Below are 26,426 nucleotides of genomic sequence, written 5' to 3'. Positions count from 1 at the left end.
TGGTATTCGATTTTAGAATTAAACACTACAATACCATTATTGTTTAGTTTTATTCTTCAAGCCACCAGTTTTCTGTGGGCAAATATTCATCTAAAATGATGGTTTCACCCAATTTTGGGGTAACCAAAGAAAGCTGCTTTGCTGCTGCAGCTAGAACCACTCTTTTAATGGGTTCGTTCCAGGGGTGCATGGCCAGGCTAAATTTGCCCCAATGCACGGGCATTAAAACTTTTGCTTTTAAATCGATGGCGGCCTGCACGGTTTCTTCGGGGAACATATGAATGTACGGCCAATAAGCATTGTATTGCCCGCATTCGAGCAGGGCTAAATCGAAAGGACCAAACTCCTCACCTATTTTGGCGAAGTGTGCATCGTAACCAGAATCGCCTCCCAGAAATAGTTTATAATTTGCAGTTTTCAGCACAAATGCCGACCAAAGGGTCTGATTCCTTTTAAACTTCCTCCCGGTAAAATGTCTGGCAGGAACAGCTGTTAACTGCAGGCTGTCAAACAATATTAGCGATTCATTCCAGCCAAGTTCATTGATCTTTTCTGTTTTGATTCCCCATCTTTCGAGGTGTGATCCCACGCCCAGTGAAGTAACAATAGATTTCACCTGTGGCGCAATTTTTAAAATACTATTATAATCCAGGTGATCGTAATGATCGTGTGTGATAACCAGGATATCGATATCTTTAAATTCTTCCGCTTTAACCACATCTGTGCCCAAAAAAGCTTTACTGCCGATAAATGAAAATGGAGATGGCGTTTTGCTAAAAACAGGATCGACCAGAATTCTTAATCCTTCTACTTTGATCAGGTAAGATGAGTGTCCAAACCAGATAATTTCAGGAACATCGCTTTTAGCCTTTCCGTTTAAGTTAGGTGAAATAAAAGGAAGAGTTTTATCCGGAGCCTTATTAGGATGTTTTTCGAAAAGAAATGCGTTTAAAACCTTAAAAAAGCTAACACCCTCAGGTTGCATTAAGGTTATCGACTGATTTTGTAAGGCACCATCACGATAATTAGCGAGGTGGTGGATTTTTTCCAGTCGTAATCCCTTAGGCAAACGGCCAAATACCGGAAGGTTTGTTATAATCAGAAAGGCGATTACGATAAAAAGTAAAATGTATACAGCTATCATTTATAAAATTAATAATAACCAAAGTAGGAATATGATTTTAAAAATGAAGCCGGAATTGGATATATGACGTATGGATTACTTCAGACAAAGAAAAATAAAAAAAGTCCTTCTAAAATTGAAGGACTTTTAATTGAGAATGATACCGCGTTATTTTAGTAACCACATTGCTTGATTTACATCGTCGCTGCCCCCATACTGACTTGCAACCGCAAGAGATAGATTAGCCGAATTGTAACTCAGTTCATTTGATGGATATAACCATCTTAAAGGAAAGTTTGTTGAAGGCGAGTTTAGGTTGGTTGAAGAATTAAGTTTAAATACCGGGTATCCTGTTCTTCTATTCTCAAACCATGCCTGGTATTTATTGCCCTGTAAAAAACCAGCTAAATATTTTTGCGTAATAACTTGTGCAATCTGCTGTTCGCTACTACCTGTTAAAGCAACAGTGGCCGGGAAAGCATCAATATACGCTGCATCCATTTTCATGTTATGATGATAATCAGAAAGATCAGGTGTATACTGTGCAATGAACTTCATAGAATTAGTAATCCCATTAGCATAATAAGTTTGTGCTGTAGTACCTGTTATCCAACCGCGTATAGTTGCTTCTGCCAGAATAAACTGCAGGTCCCAATAGTTAAAAACGCCTACAGGTTCGGCATTCACCAGGTTTACGTATCTGATATTGATATCGGTATAATCTTTATTTACCCTTCTGGTCTGCAAACTTGAAAATGAATCAGAAGGCTCTATACTTGGGTAGGCCGCAATATCAGACTGCGAAACACCTGCGGTAATTTTAACTGGAGATGGTTTGGCATAATAGAACAATCTCTTGTCATTTGTTGCTTTTAATGGTTCTAACAATACATTCGTTAACATCGTATAATTAGATTTTACAAATGAATTGCCAGATCCGGCCGGAACATCACTCCATGGATAATTTTGACCAGCTGTAGCGTTATAAGCGAGTGCGAAATTATCGTTATAATCTCTCATTAACGGTCGGTTGCTTACAATATCCTTAAAACGTTCAATTACCTTTAGATCGGCATCGCCTGTTTTTTTATAGAGATTAATGAGCACATGCAACTCAAAACTATTCACCAATCTTCTCCATTTATCGGTATTGCCTGCAAAAATAGGATCGCCTTCAAAATTAGAACCAGCTGCGAATAAGGTATTGGCCTGATCTAATTCGTTTAATATACCTAAAAAGACTGTTTTTTGAGTATCATATTTAGGTTGTAAAATGGCATCCGACTCTCCTTTTACAGCTTCGGTATATGGAATATCGCCTACCTGCATGGTTGTCATAAAAAACTGCCATGCCCTAATAAAGTGTCCTAATGCCTGATATGATTTTTTAAGTTTATCATCGGTTGCATAATTTTCCATTGGCGTAACATTACGCAATAGGGCTATTCTACTAAAATCGGTACGGCTTATTTTGTTGTACTGAAAGTTTTCCTGTCCTTCTCCCCAGGTTAAATATTTGCCCAGTAAAAATGGTTGCATAAAAGATTTGGTGCTGCTGATATCACCTCTGGTGATATTTAATATCATACTGGTAGCCAGCATGGCCGAATTTACCTGGGTAGTTGCATTCGGATTGGTATTAATGGCGTCAAACTTTTTACAGCCATTGCTTATCAGTACCAAGGCAGGTAATAATAAGGTATATTTTAAAAAATTACTTTTCATAAAATGCGCTTTAAAAACAATAAATAATTAGAATCCTACTTTAATGTTAAAACCTACCATTCTCATTGATGGTGAGTTCAGATTTTCTGTATCTACATCAGGATCTGAATATTTGAAATTCGTCCACATAAATAGGTTCTGTCCTGTTAAAGAAAAAGATGCGCCCTTTAGTCCTAATTTAGTTGCCGTTTTTGAGGTTAAACGGTAACCCAGCGAAATTTCACGGAGCTTGATAAATGATTCATTCTGAACTCTGTTATCGCCACCTCTGTACCATTGCGCATAATCCTGATAGCCTATTGGCACATCATTTACCGCATACTTACGGGTATCACTGGTAATTTGTCCATATTTATCGTAAGTAACCGTGCCTGATACCACTTTAACACCTTGCCCTACATAATTATTCTGCCCAAGCACTACCTGGTTATAACGGTAAATGTTATCGGTTTCAGGTGCTGTTCCAGAGTCGAACATTTTGTCGTAAATATAGTTGTACATTAAGCCGCCTATGCGTCCGTCAATGTTTAGTCCCAGCGACCAGTTTTTATAATTAAAATTGTTGATAAAGCCAAAACTGAAATCAGGATCACCATATCCTAATTTTTTAACATAATCGCTCCATACCGGATAACCACTTTCGTGAATTACATTACCCTCAGGATCTTTGACCCAATAATTATCGGTGTAAGTATCCAATCTTTCACCCTTCTTTACCCATAAATTATCTGCAGAATATACCGGATCCAGATTTACATAGTAGCGGTGCTGATTAGACCAGTTGATGGTTGAATACCATTCGAAATTTTTGTTTTTGATTACTGAACCATCGACGGTAATTTCAAGTCCTCTTCTTTCGTAAGTTTCTTGCGTGTTCACTAAGGTAGATGTGAAACCAGATGAAGATGGAATAGCTGTACTGACCTGTTGGTCGTAATAATATTTATTAAAGTATGCTACATCAAAATGCAGTCTTTTTTTAAATAAGTAACCTGCAGCACCAACTTCGTATGTTCGCTGAGAACTAGGAAGCAAGCTATTACCTAACAATGAAGCAGGGTAACTTGCTGAATTTAAAGTATTCCAGGCAGCAGTGGTTGTACTGTAAGTTCTGTTGTTTGCATATACCCCAAGTGCGGTTTTAAATACCGCCCATGAACCGCGGATTTTGAACATGTCGATTACCTTTGGAAGTTTAACGAGCTCAGATACCACGATACTCGAACCCACTGAAGGATAGAAATAAGACCGTGATTCTTTCGGTTGTGCAGAGTTCCAGTCGTTTCTTCCTGTAAAATCAATGAAAATGGCGTCGTTATAACCAACTGAGGCTCTTCCATATAAACTATTGATTTGTCTGGTGCCATAAAACTGAGAAACCGTTGGTGGTTCTACCGATCCTGCCAGAGAATAGAAGGTTGGTGAAATTAGTCCATTTTTTGTTGTTCCTTTTAAACTTTCGTCAACATAATAGTAAACTGTTCCACCTGCCAAAGCATCTATAGAAAACTTGTTCAGTTTCTTTTTATAACTTAGAATCACATCATCGTTTGTACTGAAACCTTTTGAATCATCAATAGAATACATTCCTTTCGCATTCCAGCCACTTTCATTTACTGCGCCACCACGGGTAGAAAAAATATTTGCTGTTGGATTACGGAAAGTTGTTTTGTTATTGTAATTGTCATAACCTAAACGTACCAATAAGTTAAAATCGCTACTAATTTGATAGTTAGCGGTTACATTGGCGTTCATGGTATTGGTTTGGATGCCATTTAACTTTTCGTAAGCAATTAAATAAGGGTTATCATACCAGTTGGTGTATATCCAGTTTTGTGTTTTATTGGGTACCTTCCAATAATCCTGATAGTCGCGAATATCATATTCAGTACCTGTCCACATTACCAATTGATAAAGGTAGCCCTGGTTATTGTACCCACCACCCCAAATCTGATCGGCCCAGCGACGGCTTATGCCCATATGGCCTTCGAGTTTAAATTTGTCACTCAACTTCATTTCGCCAGACATGGTTAGGTTTACCATATTTAAGTTTTGATTCGGAAACTGCCCTTTATTATAGATGTCGTTCAAACCAATCCTGAAACTTCCATTTTCGCCAGATTGCGCAATGCTTATGTTATTGTTTAAAATAAGGCCGTTTGACATGAAGTTCTTTAAATTATCCTTGCCCTTTGATTCTAAAAGCATATTATCTTCAAACTGCTTGGTAACCGGGTTCCAATCCCTGGCCCTTATACCTGCATCGAGCTTTGGTCCCCAAACATAATCATTGTCGATTACCCCATTTTGACCACGGCCGTAAGAACTCTGTACTTCTGGAATAGCCAGATAACCTAGCGAAGTCATGGTGTTGCTATTTACATCAATTGAAAGACCTTTGCCTGCAGCACCTTTTTTGGTGGTAATTAAAAGTACACCGCCGGATGCCCTTGAACCATACAATGCCGATGCCGTTGGGCCTTTAAGTATATCCATACTTTCAATATCATCGGTAGGAATATCCCTTAGTGTCAGGTTGCCATAAGGCACACCATCAATTACTAATAATGCAGTTTCGCCGCGTAACTCGATGGTTGGCCTGGCGTTAAATTCTGTTGAATTTTTAATTACCAAACCAGAAACCCTACCGGTTAATGAGGTAGCCACATCTACACCTTTAACAGTTTGTAAATCTTTACCGGCCACTTTTTGTACCGCATAACCCAACGATTTTTCGGAACGTTTTATCCCTAAAGCAGTAACTACTACATCAGTTAACTCGGTTAATGCAGGTTGTAAAGTAATCGTGTAATTTTTAGCATTGTCTATATTAACTTCTCTTGAAATATACCCAATATAGGATACGACCAAAGTTGAACCTGCTGATGCAGTTAAAGAGAATGCACCATTTGCATCAGTTGTAGCACCTACTTTTGTTCCTTTAACCAAAATACTCGCGCCAATAATTGGTTGCCCGGTTTCGTCGGTTACTTTTCCGGTAATGGTTTCAAATACCGACTTATAGGTAAACTCACCAGTCTTTTTGCGCAATACGATTGTTTTATCAAAAATCTTATAACTCAATGGTTGATTTTTAAAACAAAGGTCCAATACCTGATCGATAGGTATGTTTTTTACGTCAATACTTATTTTCTGAATATTTTGAAGCTCTAAATTATCGTACAGAAAAACATATGCGCTCTGTTTCTCTATCGATTTAAATATTACATCCATTGGAACATTTTTTTGTTTCAATGTGATGTTCTGGCTGTAAACACTTGCGCTTACTTGACAGAGGCTCACTAATAAAAATATTGTGGTTAGCTTCATCACCAATATTAATTGTGCAGGTTTACACCGCATCTTAAATACGGTGCTTAAGAATGTAATTAAATTCATGATTGAATTTGGGGTTTAAAACATTATAGCTTAGATAACTTATGGTGTTCTGCTGCAGATTCATCTGCAGAGAAAAGTTTATCTCTAAAACGATGACGGAAAATGGTACGAACACTTCTGCCCTCTTGTTCAGAGAAAATTAATTTGAATGGTCTTTTCTTTGTGTATTATATCTTCATATATTTTTGGTTTATTTATTTGGTTTGGTTGTTTATTTTTGATTTACAGTAATCTGGTTGTTTTCTACTTTGCAATGGATACCCGTATAAGCAAGCATTTCAATCAGTTTGGATACATTTACGTTTCGAGGTATTTTTCCGGTATACTCTTTTGTTGGTATATTACCGTTATAATTAACTTTGGTATCATACCAGCGCGAAACCAGGCGCATTACTGATTTGAGATCAGCCTTTTCGAATTGAAAATATCCGTTTTTCCATGCGATTATTGCTTCAAGATCTTCTATTTTCTCAATTTTAATCCCTTCAGTTTTTTCTTTAATAATTGCTTGTTGACCGGGTGTTAAACGTGTTTTTTGTTTGCCACTTTTAATTTCAACACTACCTTCGAGCAATGTAGTTCGCTGATATTCTTCATCATCATAGGCGTTTATATTAAAGTGCGTACCCAAAACCTTTATTTCCGATTGATTGGTACCTACTATGAAAGGCTTGGCCTTATTTTTAGCCACTTCAAAATAGACCTCTCCGGTTATGTCCACTCTGCGATTGGTACCAGTGAATGTTGTTGGAAATTTAATAGAAGAACCCGCATTTAACCATACTTCTGTTCCATCAACCAAAACCAGATGGTATTGGCCACCACGCGGCGTTATTACGGTATTAATAGCGGTAGACTCAGGTTTTATGTTTCCCGCAAAGCGATAAATCAATTCACCACTTTTGGTTTTTACGACTTTAACGCCGGGCTGATCTGCAATTTGACCATCCGAAGCTTTGTTTAAAATAATCTGCGATCCGTCAGCTAATAACAACACCGCATTATTCCCACCCGGAATTATTTTGTTTTTTTTAGGCTCGAATGACGCAACAAGAAGATCTCGGTTTGTTTGCTTTAAGTACACATAAACTCCGGCAAGTAAAACCATGATGATAATAGCAGCTTTAAAAAATAAGGTATAAAACAGCTTAAGTTTCTTCGGCTCTTGCTGAACCTTATGATGATCAATTCTTGAAGTAATATTTTGGAAAATCTCCTTTTTGACCTTTTCTTTATTAAATTCATTTTCAGCTAACTCAGCGCCATCTATACGCTCATACCATCGTTCTACTATCATTTTTTCATCTGATGTAGCGGTCTGATTATTATACTTTTCTATTAAATGTTTAATGTGGTCGGTATTCAAAATAGTTGCTTTTATAAGTTTATACGGTTACGCGGCAAAAAGTACCATACGATTTGTTGTTTTTTTTAAATTATTTTTTGGGAATGGCCTTTTATAGCCGGACACATTAATTTGCACCCGTTACAAAAAATGCTGTTATAAATGTTTAGCAACAAACAATGCCAGTAAGGCCAAAGAAGAATCGTAATTTTTAACCTTGATACGTAAACGTTGATAGGCCATTTGGAGCTGGTTTTTTACCGTTTGTTCTGACAACGATAACTCTTCGGCTATTTGCCTGATAGAAAGATCATCTTCCTTTTTCAGCATATAAATTTCTTTCATCCGGATGGGCATCCGGGCTACTTCTACATCAATAATGGCTTTTAGCTCTTTCTCGAGGAGACTGTTTTGCGAATGTACATCAGATGGGCTTGTACTTGAGGTTACACTTAAGGCATACCTTAAACGAACCTCATCTTTTTCGTAAAGTTTTAAAATTTTGTTGCGGAGAATGGCAAAAAGATAAGCCAATACACTACGTTCGGCATCTAAAAGCTCTATTTTATCCCATAGACTAACAAATACATCCTGCACGAGGTCTTGCGCAAGATCACTGCAATGGACTTTTTTGTAGGCCTGTTTGTAAAGTGCATTCCAATATGCATCGAACACCAAGCCGAATGCTTTGGTTTTGTTCAATTTTACAATAAGAAAAAAATTACTTTCTAATTCTTCGTACATATGCACAATTAGGGAATGACTATTAAGGTTTTTAAGAATGCCAAAGAAAGAACTTCCTTTATTAACCTAATGTTAAATTTAATAAAATATTTAATATCATTTATGTAAAGTAAAACTTGCTAAAATTAAAGGGATGCCTTTTTTAATAAACGATTTATTGTTGCTAGGCGAAATATACGCCATTCAACTATCCGTTTTAATGTTGTTATCTATTTGGTTAAACTGCGCTAAAATATAAAGTATTTTACAATTGTGAGGAATAAATAGGCTGTTAAAAAATGCGTAAATTTTATACCTTTGGAGAAGGGTTAAACATATAGCTTAGATAACTTTTGTGCCTGCTTGCAGGAAAATAACCCAATTTGGCGAGGAGTGGTACGAACACTTCTCGTCTTTTTGTTTAAATACCCCTCCAAATTGAGGGGTACTTGTGTTAATCATTGGGGTGTGCCTTTATGATAGTATATCAATTTTGTTTTTTAAGGGGTTAAAATTGCTTTCTATTTATAATTTTTCTATTATTATTTTTTAGAACGCAGCGTTATTAGTTTTTCCGAAAGTATTGATATTTATATAGCAGAGAAAAGAAATGAGGAAAAAAAACAACGCAAACGTTTGATTAATTTTGTATTATTACATATTGAAGAAATTTAATGTAGTTTAGCACTCAGAATGCAGTCGAAACCAACAACCATCAAAGAAATAGCCAGAATCTTAAACATTTCTCCATCCAGTGTTTCCAGGGGATTGCACGATCATCCGAGCATTGGAGCGGTAACGAGGGAGAAAATTAAGCAGCTGGCAAAGTCTCTAAACTATGAGCCTAATAATGCGGCAATTCTTTTTCAAAAAGGAAAAACATATACTATTGGCGTAATTTTACCTGAACTATCAGAACACTTTTTCTCCATAGCCATTTCTGCAATTGAAGACGAAGCCATTAAAAAAAACTATACAGTTATTTTTGCCCAGTCGCACGATAATTATGAGCAGGAAGTAAAGCTCGTTGAAAAAATGAAAAATCAACGCGTTGATGGTTTATTGGTATCCATCAGTAAAGACACTTCAAAGTTTGATCATTTCGAGAAACTCAATTCATTCAATATACCTGTCGTATTTTTTGATCGGATTCCTCCTTTTAAAAACGTACATTATGTAGCTTGCAGCCTGGAGAGTGCAACCGTTAAGGCTGTGAACTATCTTTTGAAAAAAGGACACAGAAGCATAGGCATGATTAATGGCCCAAGTACTTTATATGCGAGTGAGGAACGTAAGGATGGCTATATGCAGGCCATTACTTTCAACCGCTTAAAATTTGACCCATCGCTGGTGGTGAACTGTGATTTAACTGAGGAAGGCACTATCGACGCTGCTGAGCAATTTCTAAATCATAAGCGTAAACCTACGGCAATTGTAGCCTTTAACGATTATGTAGCGCTTTTCCTGATTAAATATTTCAAAAAACTGAATGTAATCAATGATTTTGACGTGGTGAGTTATGCAAATCTACCGATTATCAGCTACTTGGATAATTCGCCTGTAGCGTCAGTAGAGCAATATCCTTATTTACAGGGACAAAAAGCCGCAAATATTCTGTTAGACCTTATTCATAGCCCTAATTCTGAGAACCAGGCTTATTACAACACCATTGTAGAGTCTGATTTGATTGTGAACGAGGTAAAAGAATAAACAAACGTTTGCGCTAAATTTCTAGCTTTTGTTTAAACTTCCCGGTAAAATATGGTACTGTTTTTTAAAAGCAGTGATAAAATGTTGTGCGTTTTTATAACCGACAAGAAAAGCAACCTCATTAACCGTTTTCTTTTCCTTAGAAAGAAAATAATGGGCCTTTTCCATCCTGATTTTATAGAGATATCCAAATACGGTATGACCAATTAATTCCTTAAAGCCCCTTTTAAGCTTATAATCGTTAATACCAACCTTGCGCGATAGCTCCATTAATGAATTCGGATGCTGCAAATCATACTCAACCAACTTTTTGGCCAGGAGAATTTTTTCTACATCTTCCTTTTTTAAAATGAGGGTTTGTTTTTCCGGTTTTTGATTAAAATAGGCAATAATCAATTCAAATATCCTGGCTTCCAGAAACAGGCGCTTTATCCTCCCCTCGTGCTTAGGGTATATAATTTGCTGCAGTATCAAGCCGATTTCAGTGCTAATGGGTTTTTGGATGGCAGTTTTGGTATCCATAGTAGACTTTCCACCTGTGACCTGAAAAAAATATTGTTCAGTGAGTTGTATATAAAGGAACCTGGTTTTCGCTGTTATATTAAAGCTGATTGCATTAACACTTCCTATATTAAAATCCTGCTCCTCTTTATTCAGTGATAAAAAATCATTTTGTTGATCATAACCATAATTGACTGCACCGCTCAGACAAAACAGAAAGCCAATATGTGGCTGAGAAGATTCAAAGTGAAAATTTTCTTCATGATGAGGATGGACCTCAATAAGGCTAATGTGGATTCCCCTAAACCACTGTTCCTTTATGTGGTATTTTACATCATCCCTTTCTAACGCTACAGTCGTCTCATCTATATCCTTAAGGCTATCAAAGTTATCAGGATAGGAGTTTTTATAAATAATATCTTCTTTTTGAAAGGTTGATAGTTTAATTTCCATCTATTTATACTGTTTCTTAAAATGTGATAAGGCTATCATGATTTCATACATCCTAATAGTGTGATCGGAAAATCATGATGGTCCATATTCATTTAATCCGTTTTACGGTATTAATTATCCGTTTAACGTTATCTGTTTTTTGTGATTATCTACAAATTTGCACAATTATTTATAATTAGTCTAAATAAATGAAGATATATTTATCAATTGCCTTATCGCTTTGTGGATTTGTTACTGTGGCTCAAGAAATTAAAGTTGATACTACAAAGGCAAATGATTTAAAAGATGTGGTGATTACAGGGCAGTACGGACCGCAAACTTTGCGGAATTCGGTATACAATGTAAAAACAATAAGTGCAGCGCGGATTAAATTAAGAGCAGCAACCAATGTGCAGCAAATTTTGAATACCGAACTCGGTTTTCGCTTTAGCAACGATTTAACCTTAGGCACAACAGATGTTTCTTTAATGGGAATGACAGGCCGAAATATTAAAATTTTACTGGATGGTGTACCGATGGTTGACCGATCGGATGCCCGCGAAAGTTTAAATCAAATTGACATTAACACCATTGAAAGGATAGAAATTGTTGAAGGTCCGATGTCTGTTGTGTATGGCACCGATGCGCTTGCGGGGGTAATTAATATCATAACCAAAAATCCAGGAAAACAATTGTTAAGTGTTAATGCACGTGTACAGGAAGAAACTGCCGGGAATGAGTATGACTTACTTAATGGCGCAGGCCAGCATAACCAGAATTTAAGCGTTAGCTGGCAGAAAAAAGGCTGGAGCGTATTACTTGGTGCATCGCATAACGAGTTTGGTGGCTGGAATATGGCTCCGAAGACAGCATTTTTAGATGAGTTTAGTACCTATAAAAATCAATGGAAACCCAAAGCGCAATGGCTGGGCAACACCAAAATCGGTTATAGAAATCAAAACTTTAATATATGGTACCGCTTAGATGGGCTGAAGGAAGATATTGATTCACGTTTTGGGATAAATCCATCCAGCTTTGAAGGCAAGCTGGCTACCTATACCACTAAACGTTATACCCAGCAATTACAATCTGAATGGAGAATAAATAACAAATTGCAAATTACAGCTATAGCAGGCTACACCGATTTAAAACGCGCTACGCATACCGTTATCCATAACTTTACAAACAATACAGAGCGATTGAGTGGTGATAAAGGGGAGCAAGATACAGCCAAATTTAATTCCACCATTTTTAGGGCAACTGCAATTTATGCGCTAAATAATTCAGTTTCATTTCAACCAGGAATAGAATACAATAGAGATGCCGCCAGTGGGCAAAGAATTAGCGGATCACCTGTAATTAATGATTACGCAGCGTTTATTTCTGCCGAGATTAAACTTACTGATGGAATAAGTGTAAGGCCTGGATTGAGGTTTATCAAAAACTCTATTTACGATGCCCCTCCGGTAATTCCATCATTAAACACCAAACTTACTTTAACAAAAGATTTAGACCTGCGCCTGGCTTATGCAAAAGGTTTTCGTTCTCCTGCCCTGAGGGAGTTGTATTACGATTTTGTAGATGCCAGTCATAACATTTTAGGCAATCCCAATTTAAAAGCGGAAGAATCCAACAGTTTTAATGGCTCTTTGGCCTGGGCAGGTTTACATCAAAAAGAGCTGCAGTTCCGTTCTACCCTATCGGGCTTCTATAATCTGTTTAAAAACAGGATTAATTTTGCTCAATCCCCAGCCGATAATTCTATTACCTCGTTATTTAATGTTGACAAGTATAAAACAACTGGTGGTACATTAGATAATACCCTGATTTATAAAAACCTTCAGGCTACCCTTGGGATATCTTACATCGGTCGGTATAATGATTTAAGAGTCAGTAATCCAGATTTGGATACGCCAGAATTTGCATGGGCTACAGAAGTAAATTCAAATATAACCTATACATTTCCTGATATAAACGGAAGTATCAGCCTGTTTTATAAATATACAGGGCGCTTACCAAGTTATAAACTTACTGTAGAAAATGATCCCAGCTCCGTAAAACTGACGAAAATTGGCGATTTCCATACTGCAGATTTAATGCTGAACAAAAACCTGTTTAAATCCCTAACCATTAATGCGGGCATTAAAAACCTCTTTAATGTCACACAACTTAGCAATACCTCAACAGCAACTGGGGGCGCACATAGTACAGGTGGTGATGTTCCATACAGTTATGGCAGATCTTATGTGCTTGGCCTAACCTATAACTGGAATAAACTTTAACAATAAACAACATAATTATAAAAAGATGAATAAACTTAACTCAATGATCGCTGTCGCTTTTTTAGCGGTAACCTTTACGGCTTGTAAAAAGAATACAGAAGAACCTGTTTTTGTTGCTCCTCCTTCTGATGGAAGTACTTTAACGCTTAGTGGTAAGACAGCAGAATCGAATTATACCAACATTGTGTATGTAGACTTTAGCGCTGATAAACAAACTTCTGCAGAGCGAAAAAGCTTCAATATCGGGTTAACCTCGGATAGTAAATTCAGGGTGGTTCTTAATCCTTCATACCAGACTACAGCAACGGCAACATCTAAAACCGATATCACAGCTGTTACCCTGGCAGATCCGGGAACTACAGTTAATTTAAATCATGATATCCTGGATCCACTTACCGTATCGTTAGTTGATTATTGGGATGGGAACATCACCAAAACGGCTTTTGCTGAAGTAAGCGCTACCGAAGCTGAAAACAAAGTCTACCTGTTAAGCTACGAAGGAAATAAGGATAAAGAGAAATGGTTTAAGCTAAAGGTTACCCGTAATGGTACTGGTTATAAAATTCAGTATGCCCGTTTAAATGAAACGGTAATAAAAACTTTGGATGTACCTAAAAGTGCCGATTATAACCTGGTTTTTGTTTCATTAGAAAACAATAAAATTGTACAGGCCGAACCAGCAAAAAGTGCCTGGGATATTTCATGGAGTTACAGTACTTTCAATTCTGGTTTAGGCTCGCCTTATTGGGTTCAGGATTTTGTTTCGATCAATAACTTAGGTGGTGCGAGTGCGGCAATGGTAGCAAAAAAGGATGCTTACGCAACATTTACAGCAGCTGATTTGGCTGGTCTTACTTTTCAATCAGTAAAAGACGTAATTGGAACAACCTGGAGAACTTCGCCAAGCCAGGCTGGTACAGGCGGTGCAGTTAAAGGCGATCTTTGTTATATCATTAAAGATGCTGCAGGTAATTACTATAAACTGAAATTCAACAGTTACATTTCTGGTGATGGTGGTGAGCGTGGTAAACCCGTAATCGAATATAAACTGGTAAAAAAAGGATAATGTAAGCTAAGCTTACCTGAAAAAAATATGTTTTGTTAGTTGGATAAAGGCTCTCCGCGATGGGGAGCTTTATCTTTTATAGGAATAATGCGTTTATTGGCGTCAGGCTGAATTTATTTAAGCATCTATGATAGCTCATTAAGACCTGAAACAAGTGCAGGGCGACAATTGCGCTGCTTCCTGAGACTTAATGAAGCCTCAGCAACAAAGCGCCCGTAGACTTCATAAGACTGGCTAACACCATAAACGCAAAAAGGGCCCTGGCATACCAGAACCCTTTTTGTTTCTTACTCGCGAAATATTATTTTCCAGAGTTTTTCTTGTCAGTTACTTCTGCACGGATTTCTTGTGCTAAAACTTTAAGATCTTGCATTGCTTTACGCACACGAGTACCAGCAGCTGCATTGCCAGCATTATAAAATTTTTCTACATCTGCTTCAATAGCAGCAACAGCAGCTTTAACTTTTGAGAATTTTTCCATCGCTAATTGATGTTTTTAAGGTTTAAAAAATTTATTTTTTCAATAATACATATTTACCTTGAATTAACAACAGAAAGCAAATATTTATTTGAAAGAAGTTTTGCACATTTACACAATCAAAAAAATGCCCTGGCACTATTATAGAGGTATTTTTTCAGATTTTACGATCAAAATCCGGCAACTTAATTGAGTTGTTTCGATAAGTTGATCAGGTTATTGAAGGTTAAGTTGGCGCTATTTATACAGCGTTTATAATCCACCTCATCAACCACCTGGTTTATTATAGAGACAAATTTTTTCCATTTTGCACCCAGTTCTTCGCCATAAACGCCGTAATAATTTAAGCCATCTTCGTGATCTTTAAAATTGGGATTGGCTAGAATATGCCTTTTAATTACATTTCCGCCCAATGTAGCCCCTTCTAACACATAAAGTGCGCCTAAAACTTCAGCAGTATTTTTTTCTGGAACAAACAATTCAAAATCTAAACCTGGTAATGTTAAACTATCTATATTCCAATAATTTAAGTCTTGTTCTAATGCCGCGAGCTTTAACCTATCCTTCATTTCCAGTTGCTCAGCAATATTTGTATCTAACCTATTCGCAAGCGTATTCTCTAATTTCTGGTGAATAATATAATTAATGGTTAACAGCTTTTTATACTGATCAACGCTTAAAGAATTGTTCATAATCTCATTAACAAACATTAAGGATTCTAATGTTTTATGGTTCTCTGCAGTTTCAGTTCTCAATAAATTGGCAATCATAAAAGGAAATTTAATTATTAAAAAGAAAAGATTCGGATTTAATACCCGAATCTCTTCCTATTATTTTATAGCATTTTAATTTAACCTAAGGTGTTGGTTAAACCAGAAATCGTGTACCGAATGTACGCATTTAACCAGGTTTTCATAACCATCAGGTTTGGTAAGGTAAGCATTGGCGCCAAATTCTATCGATGCCTTAACATCGTCAGGATTATCAGATGTAGAAAACAAGATTACAGGTATCGTTTTCAGATAAGGAATATCCCTGATAAATTTTAACAGGTCGAGTCCAGACAAGCCCGGCAAATTCAAATCAAGCAGAATTAGTTTAGGCTTGGTTTTACTTTCAGCAAACTTCTGAAGTTTCTGTAATGCTTCTGTCCCATCTTCAACAATAGTTAAATTCAAGGTATCCTTAACCTCTTGTAATGCACTTTGCATAAAAAATGCATAGTCTACATCATCCTCTACATAAAATATATCTGGTGTTTTCATTTTATCTGTTTTTAAAAGCTACAAAAAAAGTTGATCCTACATTTAACTTACTTTCAAACCAAACCCTGCCACTGTGTTTTTCTACAACCCTTTTTACAATTGCTAAGCCCACTCCTGTGCCTTCTATATCCTTAACATTATCCATCCGTTTAAAAAGTTCAAAAACCCGGTCGTAATAACGGTTGTCAATTCCTATCCCATTATCTTTAACTGCGTAGATAATTTCTCCTCCATCTATATACGCAGAAACCTCAATTTTAGGTTTATCTACCATGGCCGAGTATTTTACTGCATTACCAATCAGGTTGGTAAAAACCTGACTGATCATGGTTTTATCTCCTTTTATATTAGGTAGTTGACCTAAAACCAACTCGGTATGATCTGCTTTAAAGGCCGACCACACTTCGCTCTTTATTTCTTTTAACAAAGATTCTACCTCAACTGTTTCAAAATTTATTTCAGAACGCCCCACTCTTGCTAAATTTAGGATCTCTTTTATTAAGAAATTCATTTTATCCGCGCCTGTTAAAATCCTGCTTAGCATTTTTCGGCCATTTTCATCAATACTCTTATTCTTAAGCATAAGCTCCGCATAAGTTTTGATCGAAGTTAACGGAGTCCTTAAATCGTGCGAAATGGTATAGCTGAATGTATCCAGTTCTTCATAAGCGGCCTGCAGTTTTTCGTTAAGCAATCTGATTTCATTAGCCTTTTTATTAATATCGGTAATAATAATTTCGCGTATTCTTAAAACTGAGGCGATTTCTTCAGCCATCCACTTTTCTGAAGTATTATTAACTACCTGCGACCAGATTTCGAATGATTTCCGGGGAGATAGGTTTAGCAAGCCATTTTCAGAAGGAACTACCGGTTTTTCGGGGTTTCCGGCCCAATTTACAGTAGTAATGATTTCGGGTTTAAACCAGATAATCATTTCGCCCAGTTCTTTATTTAATATACAGGAAAGAATTCCAGAGGCAATTGACTTATATTTTTTAGCCGGAGAATGGATTTCAGATAATCGATGCGTATAATATATCGATTCATCACTGGTGGTTTTCAACCATTCGGAAAGTTCCAGTATTTCTTCTTCTGATGGCACATTTCCAATGGTTTTAAGTTCATTTTCGAAAATGATGGCCACCCCCAAAGCTTTGGTTGCATCTAAAATGGTTCTTTTGTGGCCGGTTATGGCCTCAACTAAATACTTGTCACGATTTAAATGTTCGACCAGAACATTAGCCGTACTTTTAAATTGTTCAATAACCTCTGCATCTTCTTCTTCCTGGCGATATTCTAATGCTGAAGAAAGAATCTGTCCGATTAACTTAGCGCCTTCTCTGGCTTTATAATCAATAAATTTAGGGCTATAGTTATGGCAGGCAATTAAACCCCATAATTCGCCATGAGAGATGAGGGATATGCTGAAACTCGAATGCACACCCATATTTTTGAGGTATTGAATATGTATGGGCGATACCGCTCGTAAACTGCCATTAGTTAAATCGAGTGCTTCGTTTTCTTTAAAAGTAAGAATTGGCGAATCTGGCACATTTACATCGGCAATTAACCTGGTTAAATTTAGTTTATAAAGTTCTCTTGCCTGTTTAGGAATATCAGATGCCGGGTAATGTAATCCAAAAAATGGTTCTAAATCGGCTTCTTTCTCTTCCGCTACCACTTCGCCATGACCATCATCTAAAAATTTATAGATCATAATCCGATCGTAATTGATTAACTTTTTTACTTCCAGGGCAGCACCTTTTAATAATGCTGAAACATTTTTCCCCTGAAGCATAGATGAGGCAGAACGACCAATGGAACTTTGAATATCGAATTGTAAGGTTACGGGTTCAAATTCTATTAACCAGTCGTTTTTTGATGAAGAAATAATCAAATAAAAAGGAAGGCCGTTAATTTCAACAGGATGGGGACTAATGGCATCAAAGCTTTTCCGGATAATACCCAGTTTAAGCAGGTCTTCGATATTAAAAGCCGGATCTTGTTGTTTAATAAAATGATTTAAAACCGGAAGAGGTTTGTTTAATAAGCTTGTGGCTTGCGCTGCCAAAAAAAGGCCTGCATTTTCACTAATGTAGGTAATGGATAGGCTATTCTTATCAACTGCTACCAGAAAGCCATGAGATTGAATCTTACCAGGAATATGAATGGGCTCTTTATCGCAATTGGTTAAGTCTACAGAAAATTTAGTCATATGTATTTGATATTGCAGCGTATTTTATTTCACGAATTAACAAATTTTAAGCCTATTTTTAGAATGACTCTAATTTGCTAAATTCGGATTTGAGATTTGTTTTTTATTATATATTTGTTTGAATTTTTAAAATCATCCCAACTTTGGCAAAGAAAAATATTTTGGTTATTGAAGATAACCACGCAATCTTAGATGTTATAACCCTTATTTTAGAAAGCGAAGCTTTTAATGTGGATGGATTAAACAAAGGTGCTGATTTTATTAACCATGTTCATCAATTCAATCCGGATGTGATTATCATGGATATTATGCTCCCTGACGCTGATGGAAGGGTACTTTTAAAAGAACTTAAAGATACCGCAACGACACAGCATATTCCCGTTTTAATGATTTCTGCCCGTTATAATGCGAACAATTATTCATTAGATGGAATAGAAGCAGATGATTTTATGTCTAAGCCTTTTAACATCGACGAACTAATGGATAAGATTTATGCATTGCTGAGAAAATAGATTTTTAATCGGCCATACCAGGTAATTTTATTCCTCCAAGTTTTAGGTTTTTCATCAGTACTTCTAAAAAAGAAAGTTTAGTATCGGTAAAACCATGTGCTTTAACCCAAACATTTAAGCTTACTTTAAATCCACTATCCTCTAAAGCAGACACTCCAATTCTCCTTTCCGGTGTTTTGAGGCAATCTTTAAATTCATCGACCGTTTTATTGAAAACCGTTACAATCTTTTCATAATCGATGCCATAACTAAATTTCATTTCAAGATCTAACCTTCTGCTGCCTTCTCTGCTGATATTGATAATCACTTCGTTTGATAATTTGCCATTTGGAATAACTACCGTTCGATTATCGAAAGTTTTAACAATGGTATAAAATATCTGGATCGATGTTACGGTTCCTTCCTGACTTTGGGCAATAATATTATCGCCTACCACAAAAGGTTTCAGCAGTAAAATCAATACACCACTGGCAAAATTTTGCAGAGTACCTGATAAAGCTAAGCCTGCAGCAACCCCAATACCACCAATTAATACGGTTAAAAAAGTAAGTTGAATGCCAATAATCTGCATCACGGTAAGCACCAACAAGATTCTTAAGGTAATCAGCATTAAACTGGTTAGAAATGGCCGCAGTGATGGATTTACATCTTTGCGGTGCATACCTCCCTGCATCCACTTTCCTAATAACTTAATTAGCCAAAGCCCTAAAATAAGCAGCGCTATGCCTAAAATTACAGACGGTCCTTTATCAATTATCCAATCGTAGGCTTTATCATAAAAATGGTCAATATTACTGGCATCAATCTTCATAAACTAAGGAATATCTTCTACTGATTACGGCTTTTTATGTTTCACAGGTGCATCTTTACTTACACTTACTTTCTTTGCATCTTTGGCTGATGTTACTTGATCATCAGCGCCTTTAGCTTTTGCATTTTTCGGTGCGGTAGCCTTGCTACTTTCTTCCGCTGTTTTAGAATTTTTCATGAGCTGTTATTTAATAATTAGTCTTCGGCACTTAACCAGGCTTTGGCTTCTTCTATTTCTTCTGGTTTAAAGCCTTTAGATTTACCCGGTGTAGCTACTGTAAAAACATCAGTAAACCACTCCACTCCTTTTTCGGCACTTACTACGGCAATTTTTTTCCATTTGGTAAAGTTTTGTAAACCGGCTTTAACATCCTGTACCCATGCGCCTGCTGTAAAGTTTTTCACATCGGTTTCTAAAACAAGCAGATACCTGATTTCTTTAAATCGTTCGGCGGTTCTTTTTAAACCGGTTAACAAAACACTCTTTACATCGTCGCTCGTCACCTCTCCTGTAGCCCTTACCCCAAAAATATGATCTGGTAATCCTGTTATTTCTGTTAGCATAAAATTTCGTTTATTTAAGAACACACTAATTTGCCAAGATGTTTGCTATTTAAGTAAATTCTAAAAAGTTGTGAGGCGATGAAAACACTATCTGATTGATACTGTTATAGAAACATGTTTAATAAAACCAATAAAATATCGCTATGAAAACCAACTCAATAAAGCTTAGTACACTCATTTTCGGGGTGGTAGTTTCGCTCTCTGCTTGTACCGGAGGAACAAAAACGACAACCACAACAGATTCGACCATAACCGATTCAACATTAACAGCAGGGTTAAAACCTGCCGGACCAGCTCCCGAATGGGGAAAAACAATAAAGCCGGAAATGCAGGCGGTGATGGAAAAATTAAGTAGTTATGGAGATAAACCTTTAGAAACTTTAAGTGCGACTGATGCGCGTAAAAATCATACACCAACGGATGCGGTAATGGATTTGGTAAAACAAAACAATATTCCCATACCAGTTGCTCAGGTCGATACCATAGGTAAAGATATTGATGCAAGCGGAGGCAAAATTCATTTGCGTATTTATACGCCAAAAGCAGGAAAAGGTCCCTATCCGCTCATTGTTTATTACCATGGTGGTGGTTTCGTTATTGCCAATTTAGATGTTTATAACGCATCTGCACAGGCTTTGGCCGAGCAGGTTGGTGCTGTTGTGGTTTCTGTAGCTTATCGTTTAGCACCCGAAAATAAATTCCCTACGGCGCATAATGATGCTTTTACTGCTTACGAATGGGCGATTAAAAATGCGGTAGACTTAAAAGCCGATCCAGCGAAGATTGCAGTGGTTGGCGAAAGTGCAGGCGGAAATTTAGCGGCAAATGTGTCTATAATGGCCAGAGATAAACACATCATGCTTCCTGTACATGAGGTTTTGGTTTATCCCATTGCGCAGGCAGACATGAATACAGAATCTTACAAAATGTATGAAAAAGCAAAACCGCTAAACAAAGCGATGATGGGCTGGTTTACTAATCAGTACCTGAACACCATGATTGAAGCACAGGATGCTAAAATATCATTGGTTAATGCCAATTTAAAAGGACTTCCACCTACGACCCTTATTACCGCAGAAATTGATCCTTTACACGATGATGGTATCATGCTGGCTGATAAACTTAAGGCTGCCGGGGTAAGGGTCGATCTTAAAAACTATGAAGGTGTAACACACGAATTTTTTGGTATGGCTATCGTTATTCCGGAAGCAAAAGCAGCACAGGCTTATGCATCTGACCAATTGAAAGCTGCCTTTAAGTAGAAAAACCGCATTGGAGTGTTAATCAATCATTCCAATGCGGTTTTCGCATAGCGATAGGCGGAAAGCGGTTTTAAACTCCACATGCTTAACTGCAGACTCGAAACTAACTACGCCCCTTTCTTCGAGCCCAAACTCTGCATCAGTTGTTCATACAAATCGTCGCTTGAAGCCTTTTGTGGTTTCATCTTTTTCACCGTGGCGCGTTTTCCTTTAGATTTCGCTTTGATAATCTTCAATAATTCAGTACTGTAATCATCTTTAAAAGCGCTTAAATCGAATTTGGAGCTGTATTGTTTTATCAAGGCTAAACCTACATCCATTTCCTTTTTGGTGATGGTAATATCATCCACCTTGTTAATTTCTGATAAGCTTCTGATTTCCTCCTGAAACCTGATTTTAGTAATTACAATCACATGTTCCATCGGGTGGATTACACACAAATTTTCTGTATTTCTTAATACAAACCTGGCCACACCGGCCTTGCCCGATTTTTCTAAAGCCTTTAGCAATAATCCATACGCTTTTTTGCCCTGCTTTTCGGGTTCGGTGTAATAAGAAGTTTCGTAATAAATAGGATTAATATCTTTTATATCAACAAAATTCTCTAACTCAATAATTTTAGTTTTTTCAGGAGCGGCCTCTTCAAAATCGTGTTTGTCTAAAACAACATAACTGTCTTTTAAAAAATAGCCTTTTACGATCTTCTCATAAGGTACTTCCTTATGTGTATTTTCATTTACCCTTAGAAATTTAATCTTGGCATGATCACGTTCGTCGAGCATATCTAAATCAAGGTTACTGTTCTGTACGCCCGAGAATAACTTCACCGGGATATTTACCAAACCAAATCCAATCGAACCTTTCCATATTGATCTCATAGCTAAATATTTACTTACTAACAAGTGGCCAAATCAGATTGTTTTGGCTTTATTAAGCGTATTTTGAGGAAATCACAAACTATTTAGATAATATAATGTTATTTAAGTATCAACCTATTTGAAATACTTATGAAAATAGCCTATATTTCAACCTATCCTCCTCGCGAATGCGGTTTAGCTACTTTTAATCAGAACTTAGTGAATGCCCTAAGTTTAAATCCCGCTTATCATTCAGAGAAAAGCTTTGTTGTTGCATTAAATGAATCCGATGATGTTAATGAACACGATTACCCGAGCGAAGTAAAATTTGTGATACGCCAGCAAAATCAACAGGACTATATCGAAGCTGCTGATTTTATCAATAACAGCGATGTAGATACTTGTATCATTGAGCATGAGTTTGGTATATATGGTGGTAACAGTGGGGTGTTTTTATTGTCCTTAATCAACCGACTAAAAAAGCCATTCATTACCATTTTGCATACGGTTTTAAAAGAGCCGAATTTTATGCAGCAAACCATTATTAAGGAGATTGCCGTTAAATCTTCTAAAATAGTGGTCATGAGTAAAAAGGCAGTGTTGTTTTTGACCAGTATTTATCAAATCCCTAAGGCTTCAATCAAATTAATAGAACATGGTGTTCCAGATCTGGAACCTACGCCAAACAACGAAATTGCGCAAAGTGAACTTTTTGCCAATAGAAAGGTACTGTTTACTTTTGGTTTAATTAGCCGGAATAAAGGTTTAGAAACGGTGATTAAAGCTTTACCCGAAATTGTAGCGCAACATCCTGATGTTTTATATGTGATTTTAGGCAATACCCATCCTGGCGTGGTGAAACACAATGGTGAAGAATATCGCGATAGTTTGAAAGCATTGGCAAAAGATTTAGGCGTCGAGAATAATATTGCTTTCGTTAATAAATTTGTTTCCGAAGAAGAATTACATCAATATTTAACGGCCTGTTATTTATACATTACACCATATTTAAATGAAGCCCAGATAACAAGTGGTACTTTATCATATGCTATTGGTGCAGGTGCTGCAGTGGTTTCTACGCCATACTGGCACGCTCAGGAGTTATTAGCAGATAACAGAGGCAAATTATTCGATTTTAAAAATGATGTGCAGCTGGCAAAGATTGTTAATGAACTATTAAGCGATCAAGATAAATATCAAAAACTGAAGCAAAATGCATACGAATATGGCTTAAACCTTCGCTGGCCAGCCATTGGAAGTGTTTATCTTAACGCATTAAATGAGGCTCTGGCTGATGGAAAAAGACCCGAAAGAGTTACGCCTCCTATCATTGATGTAGAAGGTATGCCAGCGCTTAACTTAAATCATATTTCGTTATTAACAGATGATACCGGAATTATACAGCATGCCCGTTTTGGTATTCCAAATTTAAAAGAAGGCTATTGCATCGATGATAATGCAAGGGCATTAATTATGGCATTAATGGCCATAGAGCAGGATAAAAACCCTAAAGCTTTAAAATTCATGCCTGTCTACCTCAGTTTCATTCAATATATGCAAACAGATGACGGAAATTTCAGGAATTTCCTGAGTTTTAACCGCAATTATCTCGATGAAATTGGCTCAGAAGATTCCTTTGGCCGTACCATTTGGTCATTAGGTTATTTAGTTTGCAGCGCACCCAACAATTCTTACCGGGAATTCGGCAGGGAATTATTTTCACATTCGATTCCCCATTTTAAAGAATTAAAATATCTCCGTGGAAAAGCAAATACCATTATAGGCCTGTCTTATTACCTGTGTGCCCATCCTGGTGATGAACTAATCACAAAAGAAATCAATATGCTGGCCAATTCATTAATGGCATCGTATAAAGACAATAAAGATGGCGATTGGCATTGGTTTGAAGATATTCTGACCTACGATAACGCAATCCTTCCATTGGCCTTGCTTCATCATTACGAAGTTACCGGCAATGCGACATCCTATAAAATTGCAATGGAAAGTATTGCGTTTTTGAATAGCTTTTCTTTCGAAAATGGATACCTAAATCCTGTTGGAAATGCGGGATGGATGAAAAAACATGGTAAAAATCCGATATATGACCAGCAGGCTATAGAAACAATGGCCATGGTGTTACTTTATGCCAAAACTTTCGAGGTGACCAAAGATGATAAATACTTAAATTTAATGCACATCAGTTATGAGTGGTTTTTAGGGAAAAACAGTCTGCATATTCCCTTATACGATTTTGAAACCCATGGTTGTGCAGATGGATTACAGTTTAACAGTGTGAATAGAAACCAGGGGGCTGAAAGTACCTTAGCTTATTTCATCTCTCATTTGGCCATATTAAAGGCTGCAGAAGCAGAATACGAAACCTTATCTTCTCCTTTAGTGGAGGCAGATAAGTGTAGCTAGATATTTAATTGTCTCTGAAATAAAAAAGGCTGGTTCAGAAATGAATCAGCCTTTTTTGGTATTTTCCTGGGCAAATTGAGTTAAAATGATCGTTTACCCTGATCTGTTTCAGGGGTTTGATGACGAGTAAGATGCTGACCAAGTAGTAGTGACAGCTTTCGTGTGGAATCACGATTTATGATTAGCCTGATGAAAGCAATATCTTAATTATTCTCCAGTAGTTTAGCCAGTAACAATTCGAGGTTTACGGTGGCAAACGAAGAACTGTAATCAGATAAACCATAGGGAATAATCAATTCACCATTGCTGATAATCGAACCGCAGGAATATACCACATTGGGTACATAACCTTCACGTTCATCATTATTCGGAATAATTAATGGTTCTTTTAAATGGCCGATTTCTATACTTGGGTTTTCAAGATCCAATAAACTTACACCAATACAGTACCTGCGCATCGGGCCAACACCGTGTGTAATTACAATCCATCCTTTTTCTGTTTCAATCGGAGATCCGCAATTGCCAATCTGCACCAATTCCCAATCATATCGCGGTTGCTTTAAAAGGATTGGATTTTCCCAGACATTCACTTTATCAGAAAACATCAGGTAATTGTTCCAGCCGTCTATCCTGCTCATCATCACGTATTTCCCTTTAATTTTACGGGGAAATAAGGCCAGGTTTTTATTCTGAGCACCATCACCATATAGCGGAATCACTTTAAACTCGTAGAAATCCTCGGTTTGCACCAGTTTGGGAATAATCAAAGAACCATCAAATGCGGTATAGGTTGCGTAGTATAATACTTTGCCATCATCTTTAATAAACTTAACAAAACGTGCATCTTCAATCCCTTTACGCTCAAATTCTGAAATCGGAAAAATTACACGGTCAGAGATATCGGTATCTTTAGAAAATGAAATGGTATGATAAGTGTCTGACAGCCAAAGTACTTTATCGTATTCAATTAAACGTGCCGGATTTTCTTTGTGCAGACTTTTAGAATCTTTAATGATATTACTCAGGCTGGTATATTCAAATTTATCATCCAGTTTCGATTCAATTTCTTCCAATACAGAAGGATCAATCTGCGCATAAGCTGCTTTTTTAAGAAATAATTTCTTCACGTAAATGGCATTTTTTACCACTTCAGCTTCATCAACGTAATTTCCAACAGGTAAAACCTGAATATTATTGTTTTTATCAATTAAAGCACGACGGAAAACAATAGATGAAATGTGGCCTTCGCCAACAGCCCTAAAACTGATAATTACCCGTTTTTCGCCTTCAACCAGATCGGTCTGATCAGGGTCGTCTACAATACTCGGATTGAAAAAGGCAGCAGATTCAATAGAATATTCATGGGTAAAGTAGGCACCGATTAGTAATTTGGTGTATTCATCAATATCTTCTATTTCAGTACCCAGGGCAACAAACTGCTTTTTTAATTTTTTGCAGTGACGGGTTAAAATTTTAGTGATATTGCGATGCCTTTTCGAATATTCCTGTAAGATGGGCGATATCAGTGAAAACACTTTTTCATCTGAAAACTCTAAAACCTTCCTGATGACTTCTAATGCTCTCTCCTCTCCGTTAAAAAAAAAACGTGCAATAACTCTTTTAGTATCCGGGTTAACCTTAACAGGTTTACGTTCTATGTATAATCTCATTATCTAAACTGTTTTGGTAGTAATTTTAACGCTTTCTGCCCTATTTCCTCCAACTTTATATTAACG

21 protein-coding genes are annotated in these 26,426 nt (G+C 36.9%); 6 read left to right on the top strand and 15 right to left on the bottom strand.

The window, feature by feature from the left end; all coding sequences use genetic code 11:
- Nucleotides 1-49: 49 nt before the first annotated feature.
- From AC04QZ_RS03140 to AC04QZ_RS03120, 5 genes are all read right to left on the bottom strand, one after another.
- The gene (locus AC04QZ_RS03140; RefSeq protein ID WP_478356546.1) at nucleotides 50-1,144 is read right to left on the bottom strand and encodes an MBL fold metallo-hydrolase; all 1,095 of its coding nucleotides are present in this window, start codon (nucleotides 1,142-1,144) and stop codon (nucleotides 50-52) included.
- A gap of 147 nt (nucleotides 1,145-1,291) precedes the next feature.
- Complete coding sequence (locus AC04QZ_RS03135) at nucleotides 1,292-2,848, bottom strand: SusD/RagB family nutrient-binding outer membrane lipoprotein (RefSeq protein ID WP_478356545.1); 1,557 nt, start codon at nucleotides 2,846-2,848, stop codon at nucleotides 1,292-1,294.
- 27 nt (nucleotides 2,849-2,875) lie between these two features.
- On the bottom strand, nucleotides 2,876-6,247 hold the full coding sequence (locus AC04QZ_RS03130) for a SusC/RagA family TonB-linked outer membrane protein (protein ID WP_478356544.1): 3,372 nt from the start codon (nucleotides 6,245-6,247) through the stop codon (nucleotides 2,876-2,878).
- Between the two features lie 211 nt (nucleotides 6,248-6,458).
- Nucleotides 6,459-7,613 carry a FecR family protein gene (locus AC04QZ_RS03125; protein ID WP_478356543.1) on the bottom strand — a complete coding sequence of 385 codons (1,155 nt, stop codon included), beginning with the start codon at nucleotides 7,611-7,613 and terminating at the stop codon, nucleotides 6,459-6,461.
- A gap of 135 nt (nucleotides 7,614-7,748) precedes the next feature.
- The gene (locus AC04QZ_RS03120; protein ID WP_478356542.1) at nucleotides 7,749-8,336 is read right to left on the bottom strand and encodes an RNA polymerase sigma factor; all 588 of its coding nucleotides are present in this window, start codon (nucleotides 8,334-8,336) and stop codon (nucleotides 7,749-7,751) included.
- Between the two features lie 672 nt (nucleotides 8,337-9,008).
- Here AC04QZ_RS03120 and AC04QZ_RS03115 point away from each other — a divergent pair.
- Nucleotides 9,009-10,025: a LacI family DNA-binding transcriptional regulator gene (locus AC04QZ_RS03115; RefSeq protein ID WP_086546230.1), complete on the top strand. Its 1,017-nt coding sequence runs from the start codon at nucleotides 9,009-9,011 to the stop codon at nucleotides 10,023-10,025.
- A gap of 21 nt (nucleotides 10,026-10,046) precedes the next feature.
- On the opposite strand, the gene AC04QZ_RS03110 is transcribed toward AC04QZ_RS03115, so the two are convergent.
- Nucleotides 10,047-10,979 (bottom strand): helix-turn-helix transcriptional regulator, encoded by a 933-nt coding sequence (locus AC04QZ_RS03110; RefSeq protein ID WP_478356541.1) that lies wholly within the window; start codon nucleotides 10,977-10,979, stop codon nucleotides 10,047-10,049.
- A 188-nt stretch (nucleotides 10,980-11,167) separates the two neighbouring features.
- Between AC04QZ_RS03110 and AC04QZ_RS03105 the strand changes: the two genes are divergently transcribed.
- On the top strand, nucleotides 11,168-13,240 hold the full coding sequence (locus AC04QZ_RS03105) for a TonB-dependent receptor plug domain-containing protein (protein ID WP_478356540.1): 2,073 nt from the start codon (nucleotides 11,168-11,170) through the stop codon (nucleotides 13,238-13,240).
- A gap of 25 nt (nucleotides 13,241-13,265) precedes the next feature.
- Entirely contained in the window at nucleotides 13,266-14,306 is a 1,041-nt protein-coding gene (locus tag AC04QZ_RS03100) for an HmuY family protein (protein WP_478356539.1), read from the top strand.
- Between the two features lie 301 nt (nucleotides 14,307-14,607).
- Here the strand turns inward: AC04QZ_RS03100 and AC04QZ_RS03095 are convergent, their stop codons facing one another.
- The 4 genes from AC04QZ_RS03095 to AC04QZ_RS03080 all read right to left on the bottom strand — a co-directional run bounded on the left by AC04QZ_RS03095 (nucleotide 14,608) and on the right by AC04QZ_RS03080 (nucleotide 18,264).
- Nucleotides 14,608-14,787: a hypothetical protein gene (locus AC04QZ_RS03095; protein ID WP_010602585.1), complete on the bottom strand. Its 180-nt coding sequence runs from the start codon at nucleotides 14,785-14,787 to the stop codon at nucleotides 14,608-14,610.
- A gap of 182 nt (nucleotides 14,788-14,969) precedes the next feature.
- Nucleotides 14,970-15,554: a biliverdin-producing heme oxygenase gene (locus AC04QZ_RS03090; protein WP_478356538.1), complete on the bottom strand. Its 585-nt coding sequence runs from the start codon at nucleotides 15,552-15,554 to the stop codon at nucleotides 14,970-14,972.
- 75 nt (nucleotides 15,555-15,629) lie between these two features.
- The gene (locus tag AC04QZ_RS03085; protein ID WP_086546218.1) at nucleotides 15,630-16,049 is read right to left on the bottom strand and encodes a response regulator; all 420 of its coding nucleotides are present in this window, start codon (nucleotides 16,047-16,049) and stop codon (nucleotides 15,630-15,632) included.
- Between the two features lies 1 nt (nucleotide 16,050).
- A complete protein-coding gene (locus AC04QZ_RS03080) occupies nucleotides 16,051-18,264 on the bottom strand; it encodes an ATP-binding protein (RefSeq protein WP_478356537.1) in 2,214 nt (737 codons plus the stop codon).
- A 143-nt stretch (nucleotides 18,265-18,407) separates the two neighbouring features.
- Between AC04QZ_RS03080 and AC04QZ_RS03075 the strand changes: the two genes are divergently transcribed.
- On the top strand, nucleotides 18,408-18,776 hold the full coding sequence (locus AC04QZ_RS03075) for a response regulator transcription factor (RefSeq protein ID WP_478356536.1): 369 nt from the start codon (nucleotides 18,408-18,410) through the stop codon (nucleotides 18,774-18,776).
- A 4-nt stretch (nucleotides 18,777-18,780) separates the two neighbouring features.
- Here the strand turns inward: AC04QZ_RS03075 and AC04QZ_RS03070 are convergent, their stop codons facing one another.
- From AC04QZ_RS03070 to AC04QZ_RS03060, 3 genes are read right to left on the bottom strand one after another with little or no spacing between them, the layout of a single operon-like run.
- Nucleotides 18,781-19,587 carry a mechanosensitive ion channel family protein gene (locus AC04QZ_RS03070; protein ID WP_478356535.1) on the bottom strand — a complete coding sequence of 269 codons (807 nt, stop codon included), beginning with the start codon at nucleotides 19,585-19,587 and terminating at the stop codon, nucleotides 18,781-18,783.
- Nucleotides 19,588-19,611: 24 nt separating this feature from the next.
- A complete protein-coding gene (locus tag AC04QZ_RS03065) occupies nucleotides 19,612-19,764 on the bottom strand; it encodes a hypothetical protein (RefSeq protein ID WP_478356534.1) in 153 nt (50 codons plus the stop codon).
- A 17-nt stretch (nucleotides 19,765-19,781) separates the two neighbouring features.
- A complete protein-coding gene (locus AC04QZ_RS03060; protein WP_478356533.1) occupies nucleotides 19,782-20,150 on the bottom strand; it encodes a SpoIIAA family protein in 369 nt (122 codons plus the stop codon).
- 143 nt (nucleotides 20,151-20,293) lie between these two features.
- Here AC04QZ_RS03060 and AC04QZ_RS03055 point away from each other — a divergent pair, with 143 nt between their 5' ends.
- Complete coding sequence (locus AC04QZ_RS03055; RefSeq protein WP_478356532.1) at nucleotides 20,294-21,412, top strand: alpha/beta hydrolase; 1,119 nt, start codon at nucleotides 20,294-20,296, stop codon at nucleotides 21,410-21,412.
- Nucleotides 21,413-21,519: 107 nt separating this feature from the next.
- On the opposite strand, the gene ku is transcribed toward AC04QZ_RS03055, so the two are convergent.
- On the bottom strand, nucleotides 21,520-22,290 hold the full coding sequence (gene ku / locus AC04QZ_RS03050; protein WP_086546207.1) for a non-homologous end joining protein Ku: 771 nt from the start codon (nucleotides 22,288-22,290) through the stop codon (nucleotides 21,520-21,522).
- 129 nt (nucleotides 22,291-22,419) lie between these two features.
- Between ku and AC04QZ_RS03045 the strand changes: the two genes are divergently transcribed.
- On the top strand, nucleotides 22,420-24,690 hold the full coding sequence (locus AC04QZ_RS03045) for a glycosyltransferase family 4 protein (RefSeq protein WP_478356531.1): 2,271 nt from the start codon (nucleotides 22,420-22,422) through the stop codon (nucleotides 24,688-24,690).
- A 203-nt stretch (nucleotides 24,691-24,893) separates the two neighbouring features.
- Here AC04QZ_RS03045 and AC04QZ_RS03040 read toward each other — a convergent pair whose 3' ends face one another.
- On the bottom strand, nucleotides 24,894-26,360 hold the full coding sequence (locus tag AC04QZ_RS03040) for a glycoside hydrolase family 130 protein (protein ID WP_478356530.1): 1,467 nt from the start codon (nucleotides 26,358-26,360) through the stop codon (nucleotides 24,894-24,896).
- Between the last annotated feature and the right edge of the window lie 66 nt (nucleotides 26,361-26,426).

This window comes from Pedobacter folensis (assembly GCF_056490665.1).
This window is presented reverse-complemented; position numbering and strand designations above follow the sequence as displayed.